16 protein-coding genes are annotated in these 18327 nt (G+C 67.8%); 4 read left to right on the forward strand and 12 right to left on the reverse strand.

Annotated elements, in window-relative coordinates:
- Positions 1–2 precede the first annotated feature (2 nt).
- The 3 genes from yddG to HUK68_RS22135 are packed head-to-tail and all read right to left on the reverse strand — an operon-like array spanning position 3 to position 2817.
- Positions 3–914, reverse strand: a complete 912-nt coding sequence (gene yddG / locus HUK68_RS22125) for an aromatic amino acid DMT transporter YddG (protein ID WP_175506393.1) — start codon at positions 912–914, stop codon at positions 3–5.
- Positions 915–946: 32 nt separating this feature from the next.
- Positions 947–1801, reverse strand: a complete 855-nt coding sequence (locus HUK68_RS22130; RefSeq protein ID WP_175506394.1) for a transporter substrate-binding domain-containing protein — start codon at positions 1799–1801, stop codon at positions 947–949.
- Positions 1802–1842: 41 nt separating this feature from the next.
- Complete coding sequence (locus HUK68_RS22135; RefSeq protein ID WP_175506395.1) at positions 1843–2817, reverse strand: Bug family tripartite tricarboxylate transporter substrate binding protein; 975 nt, start codon at positions 2815–2817, stop codon at positions 1843–1845.
- 106 nt (positions 2818–2923) lie between these two features.
- Here HUK68_RS22135 and HUK68_RS22140 point away from each other — a divergent pair, with 106 nt between their 5' ends.
- Both HUK68_RS22140 and HUK68_RS22145 read left to right on the forward strand, forming a co-directional pair.
- Positions 2924–3856, forward strand: a complete 933-nt coding sequence (locus HUK68_RS22140; protein ID WP_175506396.1) for a LysR family transcriptional regulator — start codon at positions 2924–2926, stop codon at positions 3854–3856.
- A 175-nt stretch (positions 3857–4031) separates the two neighbouring features.
- Positions 4032–4283, forward strand: coding sequence for a hypothetical protein (locus HUK68_RS22145; RefSeq protein ID WP_175506397.1), 252 nt, complete (start codon positions 4032–4034; stop codon positions 4281–4283).
- 223 nt (positions 4284–4506) lie between these two features.
- Here HUK68_RS22145 and HUK68_RS22150 read toward each other — a convergent pair whose 3' ends face one another.
- The 5 genes from HUK68_RS22150 to gntA all read right to left on the reverse strand — a co-directional run bounded on the left by HUK68_RS22150 (position 4507) and on the right by gntA (position 10480).
- Positions 4507–5133, reverse strand: a complete 627-nt coding sequence (locus HUK68_RS22150) for a glutathione S-transferase family protein (protein WP_175506398.1) — start codon at positions 5131–5133, stop codon at positions 4507–4509.
- A 225-nt stretch (positions 5134–5358) separates the two neighbouring features.
- A complete protein-coding gene (glf, locus tag HUK68_RS22155; protein WP_175506399.1) occupies positions 5359–6510 on the reverse strand; it encodes a UDP-galactopyranose mutase in 1152 nt (383 codons plus the stop codon).
- Positions 6511–6534: 24 nt separating this feature from the next.
- Positions 6535–8958 carry a glycosyltransferase gene (locus tag HUK68_RS23375; RefSeq protein WP_244146392.1) on the reverse strand — a complete coding sequence of 808 codons (2424 nt, stop codon included), beginning with the start codon at positions 8956–8958 and terminating at the stop codon, positions 6535–6537.
- A 228-nt stretch (positions 8959–9186) separates the two neighbouring features.
- Positions 9187–9780 carry a DUF1989 domain-containing protein gene (locus HUK68_RS22165; protein ID WP_175506400.1) on the reverse strand — a complete coding sequence of 198 codons (594 nt, stop codon included), beginning with the start codon at positions 9778–9780 and terminating at the stop codon, positions 9187–9189.
- 4 nt (positions 9781–9784) lie between these two features.
- The gene (gene gntA, locus HUK68_RS22170) at positions 9785–10480 is read right to left on the reverse strand and encodes a guanitoxin biosynthesis heme-dependent pre-guanitoxin N-hydroxylase GntA (protein WP_175506401.1); all 696 of its coding nucleotides are present in this window, start codon (positions 10478–10480) and stop codon (positions 9785–9787) included.
- A gap of 282 nt (positions 10481–10762) precedes the next feature.
- Here gntA and HUK68_RS22175 point away from each other — a divergent pair, with 282 nt between their 5' ends.
- Both HUK68_RS22175 and HUK68_RS22180 read left to right on the forward strand, forming a co-directional pair.
- Positions 10763–11818, forward strand: a complete 1056-nt coding sequence (locus HUK68_RS22175) for an extracellular catalytic domain type 1 short-chain-length polyhydroxyalkanoate depolymerase (protein ID WP_244146393.1) — start codon at positions 10763–10765, stop codon at positions 11816–11818.
- A gap of 97 nt (positions 11819–11915) precedes the next feature.
- Positions 11916–12386, forward strand: a complete 471-nt coding sequence (locus HUK68_RS22180) for a hypothetical protein (RefSeq protein ID WP_175506402.1) — start codon at positions 11916–11918, stop codon at positions 12384–12386.
- A 35-nt stretch (positions 12387–12421) separates the two neighbouring features.
- Here the strand turns inward: HUK68_RS22180 and HUK68_RS22185 are convergent, their stop codons facing one another.
- The 4 genes from HUK68_RS22185 to HUK68_RS22200 form a co-directional block, all read right to left on the reverse strand.
- A complete protein-coding gene (locus HUK68_RS22185; RefSeq protein WP_175506403.1) occupies positions 12422–14581 on the reverse strand; it encodes a bifunctional diguanylate cyclase/phosphodiesterase in 2160 nt (719 codons plus the stop codon).
- 215 nt (positions 14582–14796) lie between these two features.
- The gene (locus HUK68_RS22190; protein ID WP_175506404.1) at positions 14797–16383 is read right to left on the reverse strand and encodes a M28 family peptidase; all 1587 of its coding nucleotides are present in this window, start codon (positions 16381–16383) and stop codon (positions 14797–14799) included.
- A 293-nt stretch (positions 16384–16676) separates the two neighbouring features.
- On the reverse strand, positions 16677–17180 hold the full coding sequence (locus tag HUK68_RS22195; protein ID WP_175506405.1) for a nucleoside 2-deoxyribosyltransferase: 504 nt from the start codon (positions 17178–17180) through the stop codon (positions 16677–16679).
- Between the two features lie 12 nt (positions 17181–17192).
- Positions 17193–18233, reverse strand: a complete 1041-nt coding sequence (locus tag HUK68_RS22200; RefSeq protein WP_175506406.1) for a hypothetical protein — start codon at positions 18231–18233, stop codon at positions 17193–17195.
- Positions 18234–18327 lie beyond the last annotated feature (94 nt).

Here is an 18327-nt window from a genome sequence, read left to right on the forward strand (position 1 = left end):
CTTCAGTCCCGGGCAGCCGGCCGCTGGCGCGTTGCGGCGCGGGTCGCGAGCCAGCACAGCATGGCGCCGCCGCAGACCAGCGCCGCACCCGACCAGAACGTGGCCGTGAGCGGCACGCCCAGCAGCACCGCGGCCAGCGCCGCCGACAGCACCGGCGTGAAATACGAGGCGCCGGCGAGCAGCGTCACATTGCCATGCAGGATGCCGACGTTCCAGGCCGCATAGCCAAAGCCCATGGCGCCGGCGGCAAGGACCAGATGCAGGCCGGTTGGCCAGCTCCATTGCATCGCCGGGCCGCCGAGCAGCAGGTACTTGGTCCACAGTGCCAGTGCCGTGAGCAGGAAAAACAGCGCGATGCCATTGCTGCCCTTGGCAATCCGCGCGGTGACGGTGCAGTAGGCGGCCCAGATCAGCGCGCCGGCAAAGGCCAGGCCATAGCTCAGCGGATTGTCCCGGACATTGGCCAGCATGCCCGCCGGGTCCAGGCCCTGCTCGCCGCCCAGCACGCAGGCGATGCCGGCCAGCGAGATCAGCAAGCCCGGCAGCACCAGCGCGCTCGCGCGCTGGCCGTTGAAGGCCATGGCCGCCAGCATGGTGAAGGTCGGCCACAGGTAGTTGACCATGCCGACCTCGATCGCCTGCCGGCCCGTGTTGGCATAGCCGATCGACAGCGCCAGGCACAGCTCATACGACACGAACAGCGCGCTGCCCCAATACAGATAGGCGCGCGGCATGGCGCGCAGCCGTGGAAAACCCACCGTCGCCAGCAGCAGCACGGTGGCCAGCGTATAGATCATGGCCGCGCCGCCGGTGGCGCCCAGGCCTTCGCTGACGCGGCGGATCAGCCCCACGATCGAGGACCAGAGAACGATGGCAACGAGGCCGATGAGGGTGGCGCTTTGCTGACGGGGCATCGCGCCGATTATCGCGGCGCGCTGCCCGCCGATCAGCGCTTGGGCAGCACGGCGCCGCGCAGCGCGGCCTGCTCGATCCAACGCTGCAGTTGCGCATCCGCCTGCTGCTGCGCCGCGAAGCGCTCCACGTAGGTCAGGCCCTGCACGGGGCGGCCCTTGGGCATGCCCAGCGCAAACGACTCCATGCCCCAGGCGCCGGGCAGCACGCGGCTGCCCGCGACCTGCTCCTGCAGCGCAAACAGGATCGACTTGTTGGTGGCAAAGGCGTCGATGTCGCCCTTGGCCAGGGCTTGGCCGGCATGCTGCAGCGAGGGCATGTCGCGCAGCTGCGCGCGCGGGTAGATCTGCTGCAGTTCCTGGCCCGTGGAGCTGCCGGCGCTCACGCCAATGCGCAACGCGGGCTGGTTCAGCTGGTCCAGTGCTTCGATGCGGCTGCCCGGGGCCAGCAGCACGCTTTTTTCAATGTTCAGCACGGTGCCGGTGAAATCGACATAGGCCTTGCGCTCGGCCGTGGCATTGGTGAACACCAGGTCGACCTCGCCGCGTTTGGCCGCCGCCAGCACATCGGCATTCTTGTCGAACACCACGGGCTGGAAGGGCACGCCCAGCTGGCGCGCCAGCGCCTCGCCCAGCGCATAGCCCAGCCCGCGCGGCGCCTGGCCCGCCGCGCCCGGCAGCAGCGAGGTCGGACTGCCGGGGTACAGCCCGACGCGCAGCGCGCCGGTGGGCGCGAGCGCCTGGAGCTGCGCCGCGCTGGCCGGTGCAGCGACGGCCAGGGGGGCGGCAGCGGCGCCGCTGTGTGCGCCCGGCGCCTGGCACGCCGTGCCAAGCAGCGCGGCGCTCAAGACGGCAATGGCGCCAAGCGCTCGGTAAGTGGTCTTGGTCATGGTGCGGTTCTCCAATCGCGCGCGGGGTGGCGCGGGTGGCATCAGTCGGCGGTGATGCCCGCGGACTTGATCAGCTCGCCCAGCGAGGCGGACTCGGCCTGGATGAACTGCGCGAACTCGGCCGGCGTTCCGCCCACCGGGGTGGCGCCGATCTCGGCCAGCCGGGTCTTGACTTCGGGCGTGGCGAGCGCGGCATTCAACGCCTTGTTCAGCGTCTCGATGACCTGCGCCGGCGTGCCCTTGGGCGCGTTCAGGCCCCACCACACCGTGGCCTGCACGTTGTAGCCCAGCGACTGGGCGGTCTTGACCTCGGGCAGCAGCGGCGAGCCCTTGGTGTTGAGCATCGCCAGCGCGCGCAGCGAGCCGTTCTTCACATGGCTCACGACTTCGAGCGGGTTGATGGCCATGAAGTCCAGGCGCCCGCCCAGCAGATCGGTCACGGCCGAGGAGCCGCCCTTGTAGGGCACATGCACGGCCTTGAAGCTGCCCGCGCGCAGCAGCAGTTCACTGGCCATGTGGCCCGAGCTGCCGACGCCGGCGGTGCCGAACGACAGCGCATCGGGCTTGGCCTTGCCCGCGGCCACCAGCTCGCCCAGGGTCTTGTAGGGCGACTTGGCATTGACCACCACCACCAGCGCGGCCTCGCCGATGCGGCCGATCGGCACGAAGTCGGCCAGGGGATCGAAATTGAGCTTCGAGTACAGCGCCTTGTTGGTCGTCAGCGTATTGGACGAGGTCAGCAGCGTGTAGCCGTTGGCCGGGCTGCGCGCCACCGCCGACATGCCGATGTTGGTGCCGCCACCGGGCTTGTTGTCGACCACCAGGCTCTGGCCCAGGGTCTGCGCCATGGGCGTCGTGATCAAGCGCGTGATGATGTCCACGCCGCCGCCCGGCGAATAGGGCACGACCACGGTGATGGCCTTGTCGGGGTAGCCTGCGGCATGCGCGGGAAGAACGAGGCAGGGGATGGCCAGCAGCAGGGCAGTGGCAAGGGTGCGGCGGGTGCGCGAGGTCATGGTCTGTCTTCCTTTGGGTGAACCGGGTTTTTTTGCGGCATTCTCGGCACAGCCTGTTATATCGTCCAATACTTTTTTGGACGCGTATTGAGAGGTTTTTCGACTCATGGATTTCCGCCGCCTCAACTACTTCATTGCCGTCGCGCAGGAACTCAACTTCAGCCGCGCCGCCGAGCGCCTGCATATCAGCCAGCCGCCGTTGAGCCAGCAGATCCAGGCGCTCGAGGCCGAACTCGGCGTACTGCTGTTCGAGCGCTCGCGCCGCTCGGTCGCATTGACGCAGGCCGGGCGCGTGTTCTACGCCCACGCCTGCCGCATCACCGCGCACTACGCGCTCGCGCGGCGCGAGGCGCAGATGGCGCATTCGGGCGTGGCCGGACGCATCCGCCTGGCTTTCACCGCGTCCGTGCCCTTGTTTCCCGCCTTTCCTCGGCTGCTGCAGGGCTTTCGCCAGGCCTATCCGCATGTCGAGGTGGTACTGCGCCACCTGACCACCGGGGAACAGCTCGAAGGCCTGCTGCAGGGCGAGATCGATGTCGGACTGCTGCGGCCCTCGCCCCATCTGCATATTCCCGAATGGCTGCGTTCGTGGGAGCTGTGGCACGACGAGCTGGTCGTCGCGGTCGCGGCGAGCCACCCGCTGGCGGGCCAGGACATGGCGCCGATCGCGCTGCAGGCGCTGGCCGGCGAAGCCTTCGTGCTGCAGCCGCAGACCCTGGGCTGCGGCCTCTGGGAGCGCATTGCGCTGCTCACCAGCCGCGCCGGTTTCAGCCCGCAGATCGCCCAGGAAAGCAGCGAGACCGCGACCACGCTGGCACTGGTCGCCGCCAACCTCGGCGTATCGATCGTGCCCAGTACCTACCGCAGCATCCGGCCCGAAGGCGTGCACTTTCGCCCGCTGTCGGACCCGCAGGGCCAGACCTGCATCCGTGCGGCGTTGCGCGCCAGCGAAGCCGATGCCTGCGTGCAGACCTTCGTCGGTCTGCTGCAGGCGCAACCGCGCATCGGCCAGGCCACGCCATGTAGCAGCAATCAATGACGTCCGACTGGTCAATGTTGTAAGCCATCACCCACAAGCAACGTAGGTCAAACACGAAAAAGCTTGGCTTTTCCAGGTGGTCGGCGTATCTTCAGGCCATTGGTCTTGGCGTCGTAGCAGCCCGCTTTTGACTTTCAGTTTCCGCTGCCCTCTACGCAGCCAATGAAAGCGAAGTATGAAATACCGCCTTCTCGAGGCTGCGTCCGGCACGCAGCCCTTTCATCTTCATCTGCCTGAGGAAATCAGCGCGTTTGAAGACCTGCGCGACGGTGGGTTGGTGGCCGGCACCATCCAGACGCTCGCCAATGCCTGCCGCAAAGCCACCATCTACAGTCTCACGCCCGACGGGTACGCGGTGCTTGCACTGCGCAAATGCCGCATCGCACGCCGGCCCGGCCCGATACAGCGGGCTGATCGCAGCCGCTGACGTTCAGCCTGCCCGACAGCCGGCCATCTCCCGGTGGGTCGGACGGTTCCCCGGTTCCCCCGGCGCCGCGGTATCCGGCAATGCCCGCTGGCTTATCCCCACAGCTTGGGTCCAAGCCTGTGCATAACTGCCACAACAAGCGCGCAACCCCGCGCCAGTGCTGGGTTTCCAGAGTCTGCCCAAAAAACAGGCAAGCTGCCGGCGGCACGGGCCTGGCTCGCATCTACTTGCCGTATGCGTAGTCACCGCCGCGCGCAATGGCTTGCTGGTAGGCCGGCCGGGCCTGCAGGCGCGCCAGCCAGGCCTGCAGATGCGGATAGGGGGCATCCATGCGCTGCGTCTTGGCGAGTTCACCAATGAAGCTCAGCTGAATGTCGGCACCGCTGAGCTCCGCGCCCATCAGGTAGGGGGTGTCGCGCAACGCGCCATCGATATAGCCGAGGAAATTCGCCAGTTCCGACGCGATGCGCGGGTGCAGCGGCTTGCCGGCTTCGCCCAGCCGGCCGACATACAGGTTGAGCATGAACGGCAGCATGGCCGAGCCTTCGGCAAAGTGCAGCCACTTGATGTACTCATCGTACGCCGCCGTCGCCGGATCGGGCTGCAGCCGGCCCTGGCCATGGCGGCGGATCAGATAGTCGACGATCGCGCCCGACTCGTTCAACACCAGCGCACCGTCCTCGATCACCGGTGACTTGCCCAGCGGATTGACGGCCTTGAGCTCGGGCGGGGCCAGCTTGGTTTCCGGGTCGCGCTCGTAGCGCTTGATTTCATAATCCAGGCCGAGTTCTTCGAGCAGCCAGAGAATGCGCTGCGAACGCGAGTGGTTGAGATGGTGGACGGTGATCATGCAGGCTGGAAGTGAGGGGAAGAAGGGCCGGCGCGAAACCGTGCCACGGGATTTTGACTCTAGCGCAAGCCAAGGGCGTGCGGAATGGCGCCATACCCTCGCGCCTTATCCCCACGGCCGGGGTCCAAGCTTGTGCATAACTACCGGAACAACTCGCGAAAGTGGCGCCAGTGCTGGGTTTGCCGGGCATGCCCAAAAAACAGGCAGCCTGGGCGCAGCGGCGTTTCATCCCAGCGGATCGACGACGAAACTCCCCGGCGGCACGCCCGCGGCCAGGCTTTGTGCATAGTGCTGTGCGACATCGAGCGCCTCGGCAATGGTCACATGCATGTCGATGTAGCGGTAGGTGCCCAGGCGGCCGACGAAAGTGACATTGCGCTCGCGCCGCGCGCGCTGCACGTAGTGCGCCAGCAGCGCCTTCTCGGCCACCAGGCGGATCGGGTAATACGGCGTGTCGTCGCCCTCGCACAGCCGGCTGTATTCCTTGAAGACCACGGTGTCCGCATGCTGCTCCCAGGGCGCGAAATGCTTGTGCTCGGAAATGCGCGTCCAGGGCACGCTCAGGTCGCAATAATTGATGACGGCGTTGCCCTGGTAGTCGTCCGCATGGTCCTCGCGCACGAAGTCCAGCGTGCGGTAGCCGAGCCGGCCTTCGTCATAGCCGAACCAGGCGTCGATCGGACCGCTGCAAAACACCTGGTCGTAGCCGGCCGCCTGCGCGCGCGCGAAGCGCGTGCCCAGGTGCAGGCTGACGTTAGGCAGGTCCAGCAGGTTCTCGACGATGGCCGTGTAGCCGTCGCGCGGTATGCCCTGGTACTGGCTGTTGTAGTAGTTGTCGTCGTAGTTGAAGCGCATCGGCAGGCGCTTGAGGATGCTGGCCGGCAGCTCGGTCGGTGCCATGCCCCACTGCTTGAGCGTGTAGTTCTTGAAGAACGCCTCGTACAGCTCCCGCCCCATGAGCGCCAGCGCCTGCTCCTCGAAGTTCGCCGGCGTGCCCGTGCCCTGCTCGGCAATCCCGGCAAAGAAGGCGCGCGCCTGCGCGGGCGAGAAGGTCTGGCCCAGGAACTGGTTGATGGTCAGCAGGTTCAGCGGCAGCGAGAACACGCGCCCGCCCGTGATGGCCTTGACGCGGTTGACGAAGGGCATGAAGGTGCCGAACTGCTGGATGTAGTCCCAGACCCGCTGGTTGCTGGTGTGGAAGATATGCGGGCCGTAGGTGTGCAGCATCACCTGGGTCTTTGCGTCGCGCGCGGTATGGCAGTTGCCAGCCACATGCGCGCGCGCATCGAAGACCTCGACGCGGTGGCCCGCCCGGCCCAGTTCCTGGGCCAGTACGGCGCCGGAGAAACCGGCGCCGACAATTGCAATATGCGCCATGCCAGGCTTTCGAAAGAGGTGGAATCAGGCCATGGGCAGCGCGGGTGCGCGCTGCGGCGCCGCAGCCCACACCGGCAACTGCGCGGTGTCGTCGGCGGCGTGTGTCGCGAAGCGCTCGAGCAGCACATGCATTGCGCCCGCGGTCTGGTCCCAGCACGTGGCCGCCACGACCTGGGCCGCCTCGTCCTGGAACTGCGCGCGCTGCTGCGGCGTGCGCGCCAGCAGGTCCTCGCAGGCGCCGACGAATTCGGCCGGCGAGGCCGCAATCGGCACCACCGTCGCGTATTGCTGCGCGACATCGCGCACCGGCGTGCTGACCACGGGCTTGCCGGCGGCCAGGTATTCGAGCGTCTTGGTCGGACTGATGAAGCGCGTCGAGGCATTGAGCGCAAACGGCATCAGGCAGACATCCCAGCCGGCGAGGAACGCCGGCAGTTCGTCATAGCGCCGCTGGCCCATCCAGTGCAGATTGGGGCGCTGCGGCAGGCGCGCCGCATCGATCTTCACCACCGGCCCGACCATCACGATCTGCCACTCGGGATGGGCATCGGCCAGCGCCGCCACCAGGCCGATGTCCAGCCGTTCGTCGATCACGCCGTAGTAGCCCAGGCGTGGACCGGCAAGGCCGGCCTGGTCGGGATGGTCGTCCAGGCCGCGGCGGCCGAAATGCGCATGGTCGACGCTGCTGGGAAAGCAGTGCACGTCCGCATGCCGCTCGCGCTTGGACTCATAGAGGCTGCGCCCGCCGGTGAACACCAGATCGACCTGGCCGAAGAGCGCCATTTCGCGTGCGATCAGCTCCGGCGGCGCGAAGTCGAAAGCCGCCAGTTCGTCCATGCAGTCATAGACGCTGCCCAGCGGCGTGAGGTCTTGCGCCAGCGGCAGGGCCATCGGCGTGTAGAACCACAGCAGGTATTCGTCGATGCCATGGTCCTCGAGGTATTGGTTGAGCAAGGTGCGCATGCGGTCCATGTGCACGTCGGCGAAGCCCGGAGCATTGCCGGGCACGTGCATGCGCAGCACCTGCACGCCGGCGCAGGGGCTGTAGCGCTCGAGCCAGGTGCGCTCGGCGCCGGTGATCGGCTCTTCGATGAACAGGATGGGATGCGCGGCCGCCAGGCGCGACATCAGCTGCTGCGGGCGCTGGTACACGAAGTCCCAGCGGAGATGAGAGAAAACCAGAAGGCTTGTCATGGGCGTACCAGAGGTGGGTGGAGGAAAACGAAGCGCGTGATCGGGAAACGCCTGCAGCCAGTGCTGCAGGCGCTCGGCATAGGGCTGGCACAGCCGGCGCGTGAGGTCGCCGGCCGCGGCGCCGGGCACATCCCACAGGCCGCTGTGGTGCCAGTGCTCGGGGTCCTGCCAGTCGGGACGGTCGATCAGCGGGTAGAGGCACAGGCCCAGCAGCGGGATGCCCTGCGCATGGCACAGCGCGGCCTCGCCGGCGACATCGTCCAGCCACTGCGCGCGGCCTTCGCCCACATGGCCGGTTTCGCTGATGCACAGCGGCCGCTGGTAGCGCTGCCACAGCGCCGACACCAGTTGATGCAGCGGACGCCGGCGCCGGTCCTGCAGATGCCAATGCAGCCGGGCGTGCGAGCCATGCTCCCACTGGTTGTTGTGGTAGTAGTTGATGCCCAGCAGGTCGAGATAGCGCGGCGCTCCGCCCAGCTCGGGCGCGCGGCGGCCGGCCAGCATGTCCCAAGCCTCGAACTGGCTTTCGCACTCGCGCGCCGCGGCGGCGCAGGCGCCCGGGCCCGCGCCCAGCGGCGGCTCGACATGAATGGCGGGATCGGTATGCAGAATGCGCGCGCCCGGCGCTTCGCACCAGATTGCATCGATGGCGCGCAGCGCGGCGCGCACCAGCACGCGCTTGAGCTGCGCGCCGCGCCCGGGCTCGCCCGGCAGATGGGGATGGATCAGGCCGGTATGGCCCGCGGCCCAGGCCAGGAAGGAGATTTCATTGACCGGCTGGTAGATCGCGGCCGGACCGCTGACGCCGGCCAGCACCCGCGCCACCCGCGCGCAATGCGCGGCAAAGGCATCGATGAATTCGTCGGGCCGCTCGAACGGGTCCAGGCGCTGCGGCCAGCCGTAGTGCAGCAGCGACCAGATGACCTGGATGCCATGGCGCGCTGCCAGCCGCGCCTGCGCGCCCAGCGCCGGCAGGCTGGCCGAGCCGCCTTCGTCAAACAGCCGCCAGCCTATGCTCTCGCGCACCACACGGATGCCCAGGCCGGCCAGCGCCGCATAGTCCTCGTCCAGCCGGGCGCGGTGGCCATTGCAGAGGTTTGGGTCGAGCGCATGGCCATGGCCGTTGCGGTGGTCGGCGCCCTCGAACCCGCCCATCCAGAAGCTGTTGAACAGCGGCGCATGCGGGCGTACATCGGCCAGGCGCCAGGCACCGGCCGCCCGCGGCATCGGCTGGAGGAAACTAGCGTTTTCCATGCGCGACACCAGCCCGCGAGCTGGCGCCGCAGCCGCGCAACCGGGGCTGAAACATCAATGCCGCATGGGAAAAAGACATGGAACCGTCCTGTGGGATGAAAGCGTTGGCACGCTGCAAGCACGTTTCGTGCAGCCCCATGGTGTTCCCCAAACCCGCCCCGGTTTGTAGGTGGAAGTTCCGTGGCCTGTTCAGCCGATGGCCCGCTTACATCCCTGAGCGCCGGGCCGTCAAGCGCCCGGCAGGATGGCGTAGTCGATGGGCTTGAAGCGGCCGTTGTTGGAGTTTTCCGCCGAGCACGAGGTCAGGCCGCAGACCATGTCCATTTCGGCGCGCAGATCGATGAAGTCGCCGGGCTTCGATTTCGGTGCCTTCACCGCGACCGCGCCATCCGGGCCGACCTCGACGTTCATGAACACATTGAACGTGGTGCCGATCTGCTCCGGCCGAATGCCGAACTCGCCAAGCGCGCGGTACAGGTTCTCGAAGCAGCTCGGATGGTGGCCGTGGTGGTGGTAGAGGATCTCGAACATTTCCTGGCTGCAGGGCGTGAGCAGGAAATCATGCCGCCCGACCTGATCCTCGAGGATGCGGAACATCGGCCGGCTGTCGTTGGCGTAGAGGATGTCGCCGGTGCTCAGGTAGATCTTCGAGGCGTAATCGATGCTGCGGCCCGACGACAGACTGCAGGCGTGGTCATCGTCCTTGAATGCAAACAGGTCGGCGACCTGCTCGCCCAGCGGATCGTAGATGCGCAGGATCTGCCCGGCCCGGATGCGGAAGGCAACGCCCGACTGGGGCGGAATACGGGTGACGGCGCTCATGGCTTCATGCATCTTGCGTGGCTTTCGAATGGAAGGGACATTGCCAGTCGGCTTCCACCGCCCGGCCTGAATACTGGCGTGCCTCGGACGCTTCGCCGAAGCGCGCCAGCACGGGGTTGATCGAGCCCTGCAGGGCGATGTCGCGCGTACGGATCGCGTCCTGCATGCTCGCATATTTGCCGTTGGCCTTGAGCTGCTCGAACTGCTCGTGGAAATTGAACACCAGGCAGGGCAGCGGCGCGCGGCGCGCCAGCCGCGAGGCGCCCGGGTGCAGGCCGACGACGAAAAACGCGCGCCCGCCGACGCTGAAGGAGAAATCGTGGCGCTCGGGGTCGTCGGCCACGTCCTTCGCCCAGCCGATACCCTGCGCGCAGTCATGCGCATGCAGTGCCTCGAGCTGCTGCCACAGGCGCTGCTCGAACGCTGTCTCGTCCAGCGTTTCCGGCGCGAACACCGCAATGAACGTCGCGGGCACGGTGCCGGGATCGGGGTAGGCCGCAGCATAGGACTGCAGCGCCGCATGCAGTGCCGGCGTCGTGGCTGGATCGCCCAGCGCGCCGAATTCCACGAGTTGCAGGCGGCCCTTGTTCAGCGCCGATTTCGCGCCGACGCAGGGGAAGGCCTTGTCGGCAATGAAATCGCGGATGAGATCCCGGGCCGATGCGGCATCGCGGCGGGTGGCTTGGCAGTTTTCTTGCATGAACCAAAGTTAAGCCCATCCTCGGCGTCTTTCAGTGCGCCCAGGACCGGCCAAGCCGTGGGAGCCCGGTCCCCAAGCCTGTAGGCCATCCTCTTGCCGCCGGTGCGAAAAACCGCCGTCCTCTCTGCTGCACGCTACCCGGAGAGCCCCTCGGGTAGGTTCGCACCTACCTCGGTTCGCGGACAAATGCTGCACTGCAACATAACGCGCTCGACCACAGTGCAGGAAGGTTCAATTTCTGCCCCGCCAGCGCAAGCGGCCGGGCGCCAACGAAGGACGCATGTGAACTATCTGCTGCAAAAAATGCGCGTGCAGGCCGGCAAATGGGCCCGCAAGAGCCGGCGCTATGCCGCCATGCCCGTGCTGGCGAGCCTGCCCGCGGTGCCGGCTTCGAACCCGGAACGCTGGCTTGCGCCTGACACCCCGGCCATGGGCCAGTTGCTGCTGCGCGACCAACACCCGGCCCCGGCCAGCGACGGCGCGCACTGGCGCGATGGCAGCTTCACCCACCGCGGCCGTACCCTGGCCTACAAGCTGTATGTCCCGGCGCAGGCGCGCGCCGCGGCGCCGCGCCCGATGCTGGTCATGCTGCATGGCTGCACCCAGGACGCGGCCGATTTCGCGGCCGGCACGCGCATGAACGAGCACGCGCGCGCCGCGGGCATGGTGGTGCTGTACCCCGAGCAGAGCCGGCGCGAGAACCCGCGCCAGTGCTGGAACTGGTTCCATCCACAGCACCAGCAGCGCGGCCGCGGCGAGCCGGCCGTGCTGGCGGCGCTGACCGAGTCGGTGGCGGCGCAGCAGCAGGTCGATCGGACACGCATCTACGTGGCCGGGCTGTCGGCGGGCGGGGCGATGGCCGACATCCTCGGCGCCACCTACCCGGAGCTGTTTGCCGCCGTGGGGGTGCATTCGGGGCTGCCGCGCGGCAGTGCGACGGACGTGGTGTCGGCGCTGGCGGCCATGCGCAGCGGCCCGCCGGTGTCCGTGCGCGCGCCAGCGCCAAATCCGCTGCCGCCGACCATCGTGTTCCATGGCGATGCCGACAAGACGGTGCACAGCAGCAATGGGCAGGCGTTGATCGACGCCGCATTGCAGGTACACGGCATCGAGGATAACGCCCACGCCCACGCGGGACGCTCGGCGCAGGGGCAGGCATACCGCCAGACCGTCTATCACGACCGTGATGGCCGCAGCGTGGCCGAATACTGGCAGCTGCAGGGCGCAGGGCATGCGTGGTCGGGCGGGCATCCCGCCGGCAGCCACACCGATCCGGCCGGTGTCGACGCGAGTGCGCAGATGCTGCGCTTTTTCCTGGCCCATCCCAAGACGGAGTGACAGCGGCCCGACGTCAGCCGCGTCCTGCGGCGTAATCAGACATCCGCCATCGATTCGGCCCAGCAGTGCGCACCGATTTCGCGTATTCTGGCCGGCTATGCAAACCCCCACCCTCCAGCAGTACCGGCTCCTTCTTGAAACCCAGGGCCCGGCGGGCCTGGCATTTCTCAACGCCCGCGTGCCGCACCGCTATACCGGCGTGTTCCGCCTGCAGGAAGGGGCACTGCACGGCATGTTCCTGCATGACAAGCAGGGCGAGATCATTCCGGAATTCCTGCAGGTGGTGCCGCTGGTCGACAGCTTCTGCCACCTCACCATCCGCGAGGGTGCTTTCAGGACCCAGGATTCGGGCGGCGAGCGCCGGCTCGACGGCCACAAGTACCAGGGCGTGCTGCGCTCCTATATCGGCCTGCCGCTGCTCGACGGCAAGGGCGACCTCTACGGCACCATGTGCCACTTCGACGAGCAGGCCCTGGCTCTGCCCGACGAGGAGTTCGAGATCTTCAGCAAGGCCGCCAAGCTGCTGCCGGCCTACCTCGGCCAACCGGTGCGCGCTGCCGCCGCCTGACGCGAAGACGGCGCGCTGGCACTGGGCACCGGGCGCTAGACCAGCGGCCCGCCGGCGCGCGGCGCCGGGGTATCGAGCGTGCCCCGGGCCTGGTCGCCCGACGACCAGGCCAGCAGGGCCTGCGCCGTCATCGGCCGGGCAAAGAAATAGCCCTGCAGCTCGTCGCAGTGCATGGCCAGCAGGATGTCGCGCTGGGCCGCGGTTTCCACGCCTTCGGCCACCACGCGCAGGTTCAGCGCGTGCGCCAGCTTCACCACCGCATTCACCACCGAGCGCGCGTCCTCGCTGAATTCCAGGTCATTGACGAAGCTGCGGTCGATCTTGAGCTGGCGCGCGGGCAGTTGCCGCAGGTAGTTCAGGCTCGAGTAGCCCGAGCCGAAATCGTCGATGGACAGGAACACGCCAATGCGCGCCAGGCCGTCAAAGGTGCGCTGCGTGGCTTTCATGTCTTCCATGGCCACGGTTTCGGTGATCTCGCACAGCAGTTGCGAGGCCGGCACGCCATGCCTGGCCAAGGCCTGCTCGATGCGTGCCACCAGACTGTTGTCGCGCAACTGGTGCGCGGAAATGTTGATCGCCACGCGGAGGTTCGCGCCGCGGCGTTTCCACTCGGCGATCTGCCGGCAGGCCTCATCGATGACCCAGCTGCCCAGCTGCCCGATCAGGCCGAAGCGCTCGGCCAGCGCAATGAACACCGCCGGGCTGACCATGCCATGCTGCGGATGCGTCCAGCGCAGCAGCGCCTCGACGCCGCAGATCTGGCCATCCTGACCGTCGATCTTGGGCTGGTAGTGCAGCGACAGTTCGCCGCGCGCGAGCGCATGGCGCAGGTCGTTTTGCAGTTCCAGCTGCGCCGAGGCATCGGAGCCCATGTGCGGCTCGAACAGCACATGGCAGCTGCCGCCCGCGCGCTTGGCCGCATACATCGCGGCATCGGCATTGGCCACAAGCTTGCTGCGTTCGCCATGCCCGGGGTGGACGGCAATGCCGATCGAGCAGGCGATCTGCACCTGCTTTTCCGACAGCTCGAACGGCTGCGACAGCGCCTTGAGCGCGCGCTCGGCCACCGCGATGCAGGCGGCCTCGTCCTTGACGTTCTCCAGCAGCAGCAGGAATTCATCGCCGCCGACGCGTGCCACGGTATCGCCATCGCGCGCCTCGCGCCGCAGGCGGTCGGCCGCGCAGCGCAGGATCACATCGCCCGCGGCGTGGCCAAACGAGTCGTTGATCGGCTTGAAGCCATCGAGATCGATGAACAGCACTGCCAGCCGTTCGACCACGCCGCCCTGGTTGGCGCGGTCCAGCCGCAGCAGTGCCTGGCGCAGCCGGTCCTCGAACAGCAGCCGGTTGGGCAGGCCGGTCAGCGGATCGGAAAAGGCGCGGTGCTGCAGCTCGTCGTTCGCGGCCTTGAGGCGCGCATTGCTTTCCTGCAGCGACTCGGTCAGGCGCTCGGCCGTGCTCTGCAGCCGCGCATCGAGAATCGAGGTGAACAGCGTGCTGATCAGCAGCATGCCCACGGCCACGATCACCAGCACCGTGAGCCCCGGGCCGCCGAGCTCGCCGGCGCTCAGGCACACGGATCCCACCATGAAGCGCGCTGCGCCCATGCCGGTGTAGTGCATGCCGCAGATCGCCACCGCCATCACGAACGAAGCCGCGAGTTGGTAGCCCAGCCGCTGGCTCGGCTTGACCTGGCGCAGAAACTTGAAGATCAGCAGCGCTGCCGCCGAGGCCAGCACCGCGATCAGCACCGACAGCGCGACCATGCCCGGGTCCCAGACGATGCCCGGCGCCATGTCCATGGCCGCCATGCCGATGTAATGCATGCCGCTGATGCCCGCGCCCATGGCCAGTGCGCCCAGCCCCAATTGCCAGCGGCCGAAATGCTCGCGGCTGGCCAGGCCGAGCGCCACGGCTGCAGCGCCCACCACCGCCAGCCACGACAGCAGCGTCAGGCCGCTGCCGAAGCCGATGGCAATCGGCAGCTCGAAGGCCTGCATGCCGAGAAAGTGCATGGACCAGATGCCCGTGCCCATCACCAGCGAGCCCGCGGTCCACCAGGCGATACCGACGCGGCGCTGCGCGGTGCGCACGCGCCGCGCCAGGTCCAGCGTGACATAGGAAGCCAGCATGGCAATGACAAACGACGCCGCCACAACCCACAGGTTGTGGCCGGATGGCAGGAACGTACTCATTCGCAGATAGGTATCGAGTGGGATTCGGTGCAGAGCATGGCGCTCGGCCACGGCCAGCGGGCGCCGGCATGCCGGCGCCCTGCAGGTTCGAGGCGCTAAAGGAAGTGCGGGGCCGAAAGGGCGAAAATTGTCGCATGGTCCGGCATTTCCTGCCCGGGCGCAGCCCAAGGCAGTGCCGGCGCGATGGGCGGCCGGCGCCGCGGCGGCCCGTCGCCTCAGGGCGCGAGGCGCTGCATCGCGTAGAACAGCAGCGTGTGGGCCACCAGATCGGCGTTGACGTCCAGCGCCTCTTCGTTGACGTTGTCCAGCGTGTCGCAGGCGCGGTGATAGCAGGCATCGTAGGGCTCGCCCGCCGTGCCGCCCCAGGTCTTGGCTTCCTCCGCGGTCTTGATCTGCTCGGCACCGGTGAAAATACCGCCGAACGGCACGCCGATGTCGGCAAACGGCTTGTGGTCCGAGCGCGCGCCGGAGCTCACACGCCGCGAGGCAAAGCCGCGGTCGGCGTAGAAACGCTCGAAGACATCGACGATCTTTGCCGACAGCAGCGGACTGGAGACGGCTTGCTCGCCCGCCGAACCATCACCGCCATAGAGCTCGAACACATGGTTGGGCGAGCCGATCATGTCGAAGTTCAGGTACAGCCCGAGCTTTGCACGCTCGGCCGCGGGCAGGGTGCGCACGTAGTGCGTCGAGCCGATCAAGCCCTGCTCCTCGGCGCCCCAGAAGGCAAACCGCAAGCGGTTCTTGGGCGCGACGCGGGCCATCTGGCGCGCGGTCTCCAGCAGGGCCGCCACGCCCGAGCCGTTGTCATTGATGCCCGCACCGGCGCGTACCGAATCGAGGTGGGCGCCGGCCATGGTCACATACGATGGATCGCCGCCGGTGGATTCCGCGATCAGGTTGTAGCTGGTGCCCAGGCTGCGCGAGGTCTGGGTCTGCAGCTGAAGCGGCGCGCCAAGCAGCGGCCGCTGCAGCAACTGCTCGCCCACGGTCTTGCTGACCAGCACCACCGGCACGTCGAGCGGCGCCTGCACCGTGAGCTGGCCGCTCAGCGGCCCGTCGTCGTCGTTGTGGATCACCATGCCCACGGCACCCGCGGCCACGGCCGCCAGCACCTTGTCGGTCAGCTCGCAGCCGCCGCGGCGCACGAGCGCGATCTGCCCGTGTGGAAAACCGGCATAGTCCGGCGCCGCGCAGCCCCGGGGCCCGGCCGTGGGCGTGACCCCGGCGGTGAGAGCGGCACTGCCCGAGTAGTCGAGCACCAGGTGCGGTATCTCCTCGCCCGCCACCTGGCCCGCCATGCGCAGGCTGGACGCCTCGACGCGCGGCACCGGAAATTGAAACCGCTGGACCTTGACGCGGTAGCCCGCATCGGTCAGTACCTTCTGGACATATCTGAGCGAGGCCAGATGCCCCCGCGTTCCCGCCAGCCGCGTGCCGCGGTGGGCCTTGGCGATGTTCATCAGTTCGGTCTGGTGCGCGCGCACGCCGGCGAGCGTCACGCATTCCAGCAACCGTTCGTCGGTGTCATTGGCCTGCGCATCGCAATCGATGGCCGGCGGCTGGGAAGCCGGCACCGCGTCGGGCGTGTCTTTCTCGGGCGGCAGGGTGCCGGACATGGGCGTGGCGGGCGCCAGCGCCTGCCCCACGCTGGCGTGCGAGCCGGCCGTTGCAGCCGGGTTGTCTTCCCCGCCGCAGGCCGATAAAAGCGCGGCAGCGGCCAGCAGGCTCAGCGGCCAGCGCGCGCGGCGCGGCGGGGCGATGGAATGCAGACAGGGGTTGCGGGAGTTGAAGTGGGCCATGGCGATCCTTTGGAAGGGGAGCGCATGATGACAGCCAGCCCCTGCCGCATCGCGCATCACCTCGCCCACCTGTCAAGCCCTGCCTGCGCCATGGATGCTGTGCCTGAGAGGTCGCCTGCCGCCTTCCCGCAGCGCAGGGCACGTCGGGTCGTACAGAGGAGACAGGCGCGATTGCAACGCGGGAGTGGCAACGCTGGGCCGGCGCCCCGCGCGCGCGGCTGGCTTGCTACCGGAGGCGGGATTTACCGACTGTTTCCTTGGTCGGCAGCTTGCGCCGACTGGCGTTTTAGCCGCTAAAAAAGCGCTTGCAATTTTGCCAGCGCTGCCCGCAGCCCCGCGAAATCCGTTTCACTGCCATAGGCGACTGCCGACAGGCTATGCGCCAGCATCAGATTCAGCGGCATGCCGAAATCCTCGACGGTGCATCGCGGATCGAACAGCCGCCCATGCGGGCTGGCCTGCACCCGCTCGACGATGGTGGCGGGGGACGGACAGTAACCCACGACCGGCTTGCCGCGCGCCAGCGCATAGGAAACCTCCCAGACCGTTCCGCTGTCGGGCTCGAAGCCGCGGAAATCGCGCAGATTGGCGACCACCGCGTGCGCGCGGTCGATCAGTGCACGGTTGGCCTGGAAGATGGCCAGCGACTGCCCGGCCGGCGTGGCCGGAATCTCCGCATCGAGCGGAAACAGGCCGGTGAAGCCAGCCTGCGTGCAGACCGCCTGCATGCGCCGGCCATGCGCCCGGGCATCGGGATAGAAGACCTCGGGGCCGGCGAGATAGACGTCGGGGGACATGGGCACGGCGCGTCAGTGGCCAGGCCAGCCGATTTCGGCGAGCAGCGCCAACGGCTTGGACAGGCTTGCCTTGGGCATCTCCAGCGTGGTCGGGTCCGCAGGCGGCTCGAAACGCAGCGTGCAGCGCGCGGTCACCCGGCTTTGCGGATCGACCTTGAAGCTGGCATCAGGTTCGAGGTACATGCTGGGCATCTTGGCCGGCGACCAGTCGTAGAGCATCTCCACCTGGACCGAGCCATCTTCCTGCTTCGAAATCTCGTGCCGCAACTGACCGCCCGACAGCGGGAACGGGCTGCCGTCGCGCCCCAGGGGCAACTGGGCAAACATCTGAATGAGCGGCGCGCCCATCTGCTGATTGGCAAAGCGGCTGATCCACTCGGCCGTGGCCGCATTGCCTCCACACAGCTCCATCAGTTTTTCGCCGGCGTCCTTCAAAGTGTCCGGAGCAGCGTCGCCGCCGTAGGTCTTCTCGGCGATGACAACGCCAGGATTGCGCCTCCAGTCATTGAAGGCACGCACATGAAGGCCAAGCGGCGGCGGTTCTTTCTCCGAACGGTTTGCGGTGCCTTCGGACAGGCTCGCGTCCGAGGGCGGCGGGGGCACAGGGTCCGCCTTGGAACGCACCGGGTCGTTGAGCAATTCGCCGTGCAGCCGCAGCACGTCTTCATTGAACCGGCCGATCACCTCGCCGTGCGCCTGCAGATCGAAGGGCGTGATGGCCGGCGCAGGCGCCGCGCTGCGCATCACATAGGCGCCGAGGTTGCGCGCCAGCATCACCGGGCTCATCACCAGCGCACGGAGCGCGTTGGCAAGTCCGGACAGCAGCTGGCTGATGGCCGCCATGGCGCCCTGAGCGCGCCCCCGCTGCTCGCCCGGGCCCACCGCGACCTGGCGGCCGGACAGCGCGCCGATGCCAGTGTGGGTTTGTCCCACCGAAGCGGGCAAGGCGCCGCCCGCGCTGGCCTCGACTTCGCCTGCAGCTGTGTCTGCACTGTCCGCATGGACGGGAGGCACCAGCGAAGAGAATGCTACCGAGGTCGACAGAGGGCGCATAAGGCATGTTCCAGCAGGGTACTGCACCGTGGAGGGCAGCCGAGGGGCCAATGCACGGCATCGGCAGATGCGCAATGAGTCACCTCCGGTTCCA

Source organism: Comamonas antarctica, from assembly GCF_013363755.1.
Taxonomy (GTDB): Bacteria; Pseudomonadota; Gammaproteobacteria; order Burkholderiales; family Burkholderiaceae_C; genus Comamonas; species Comamonas antarctica.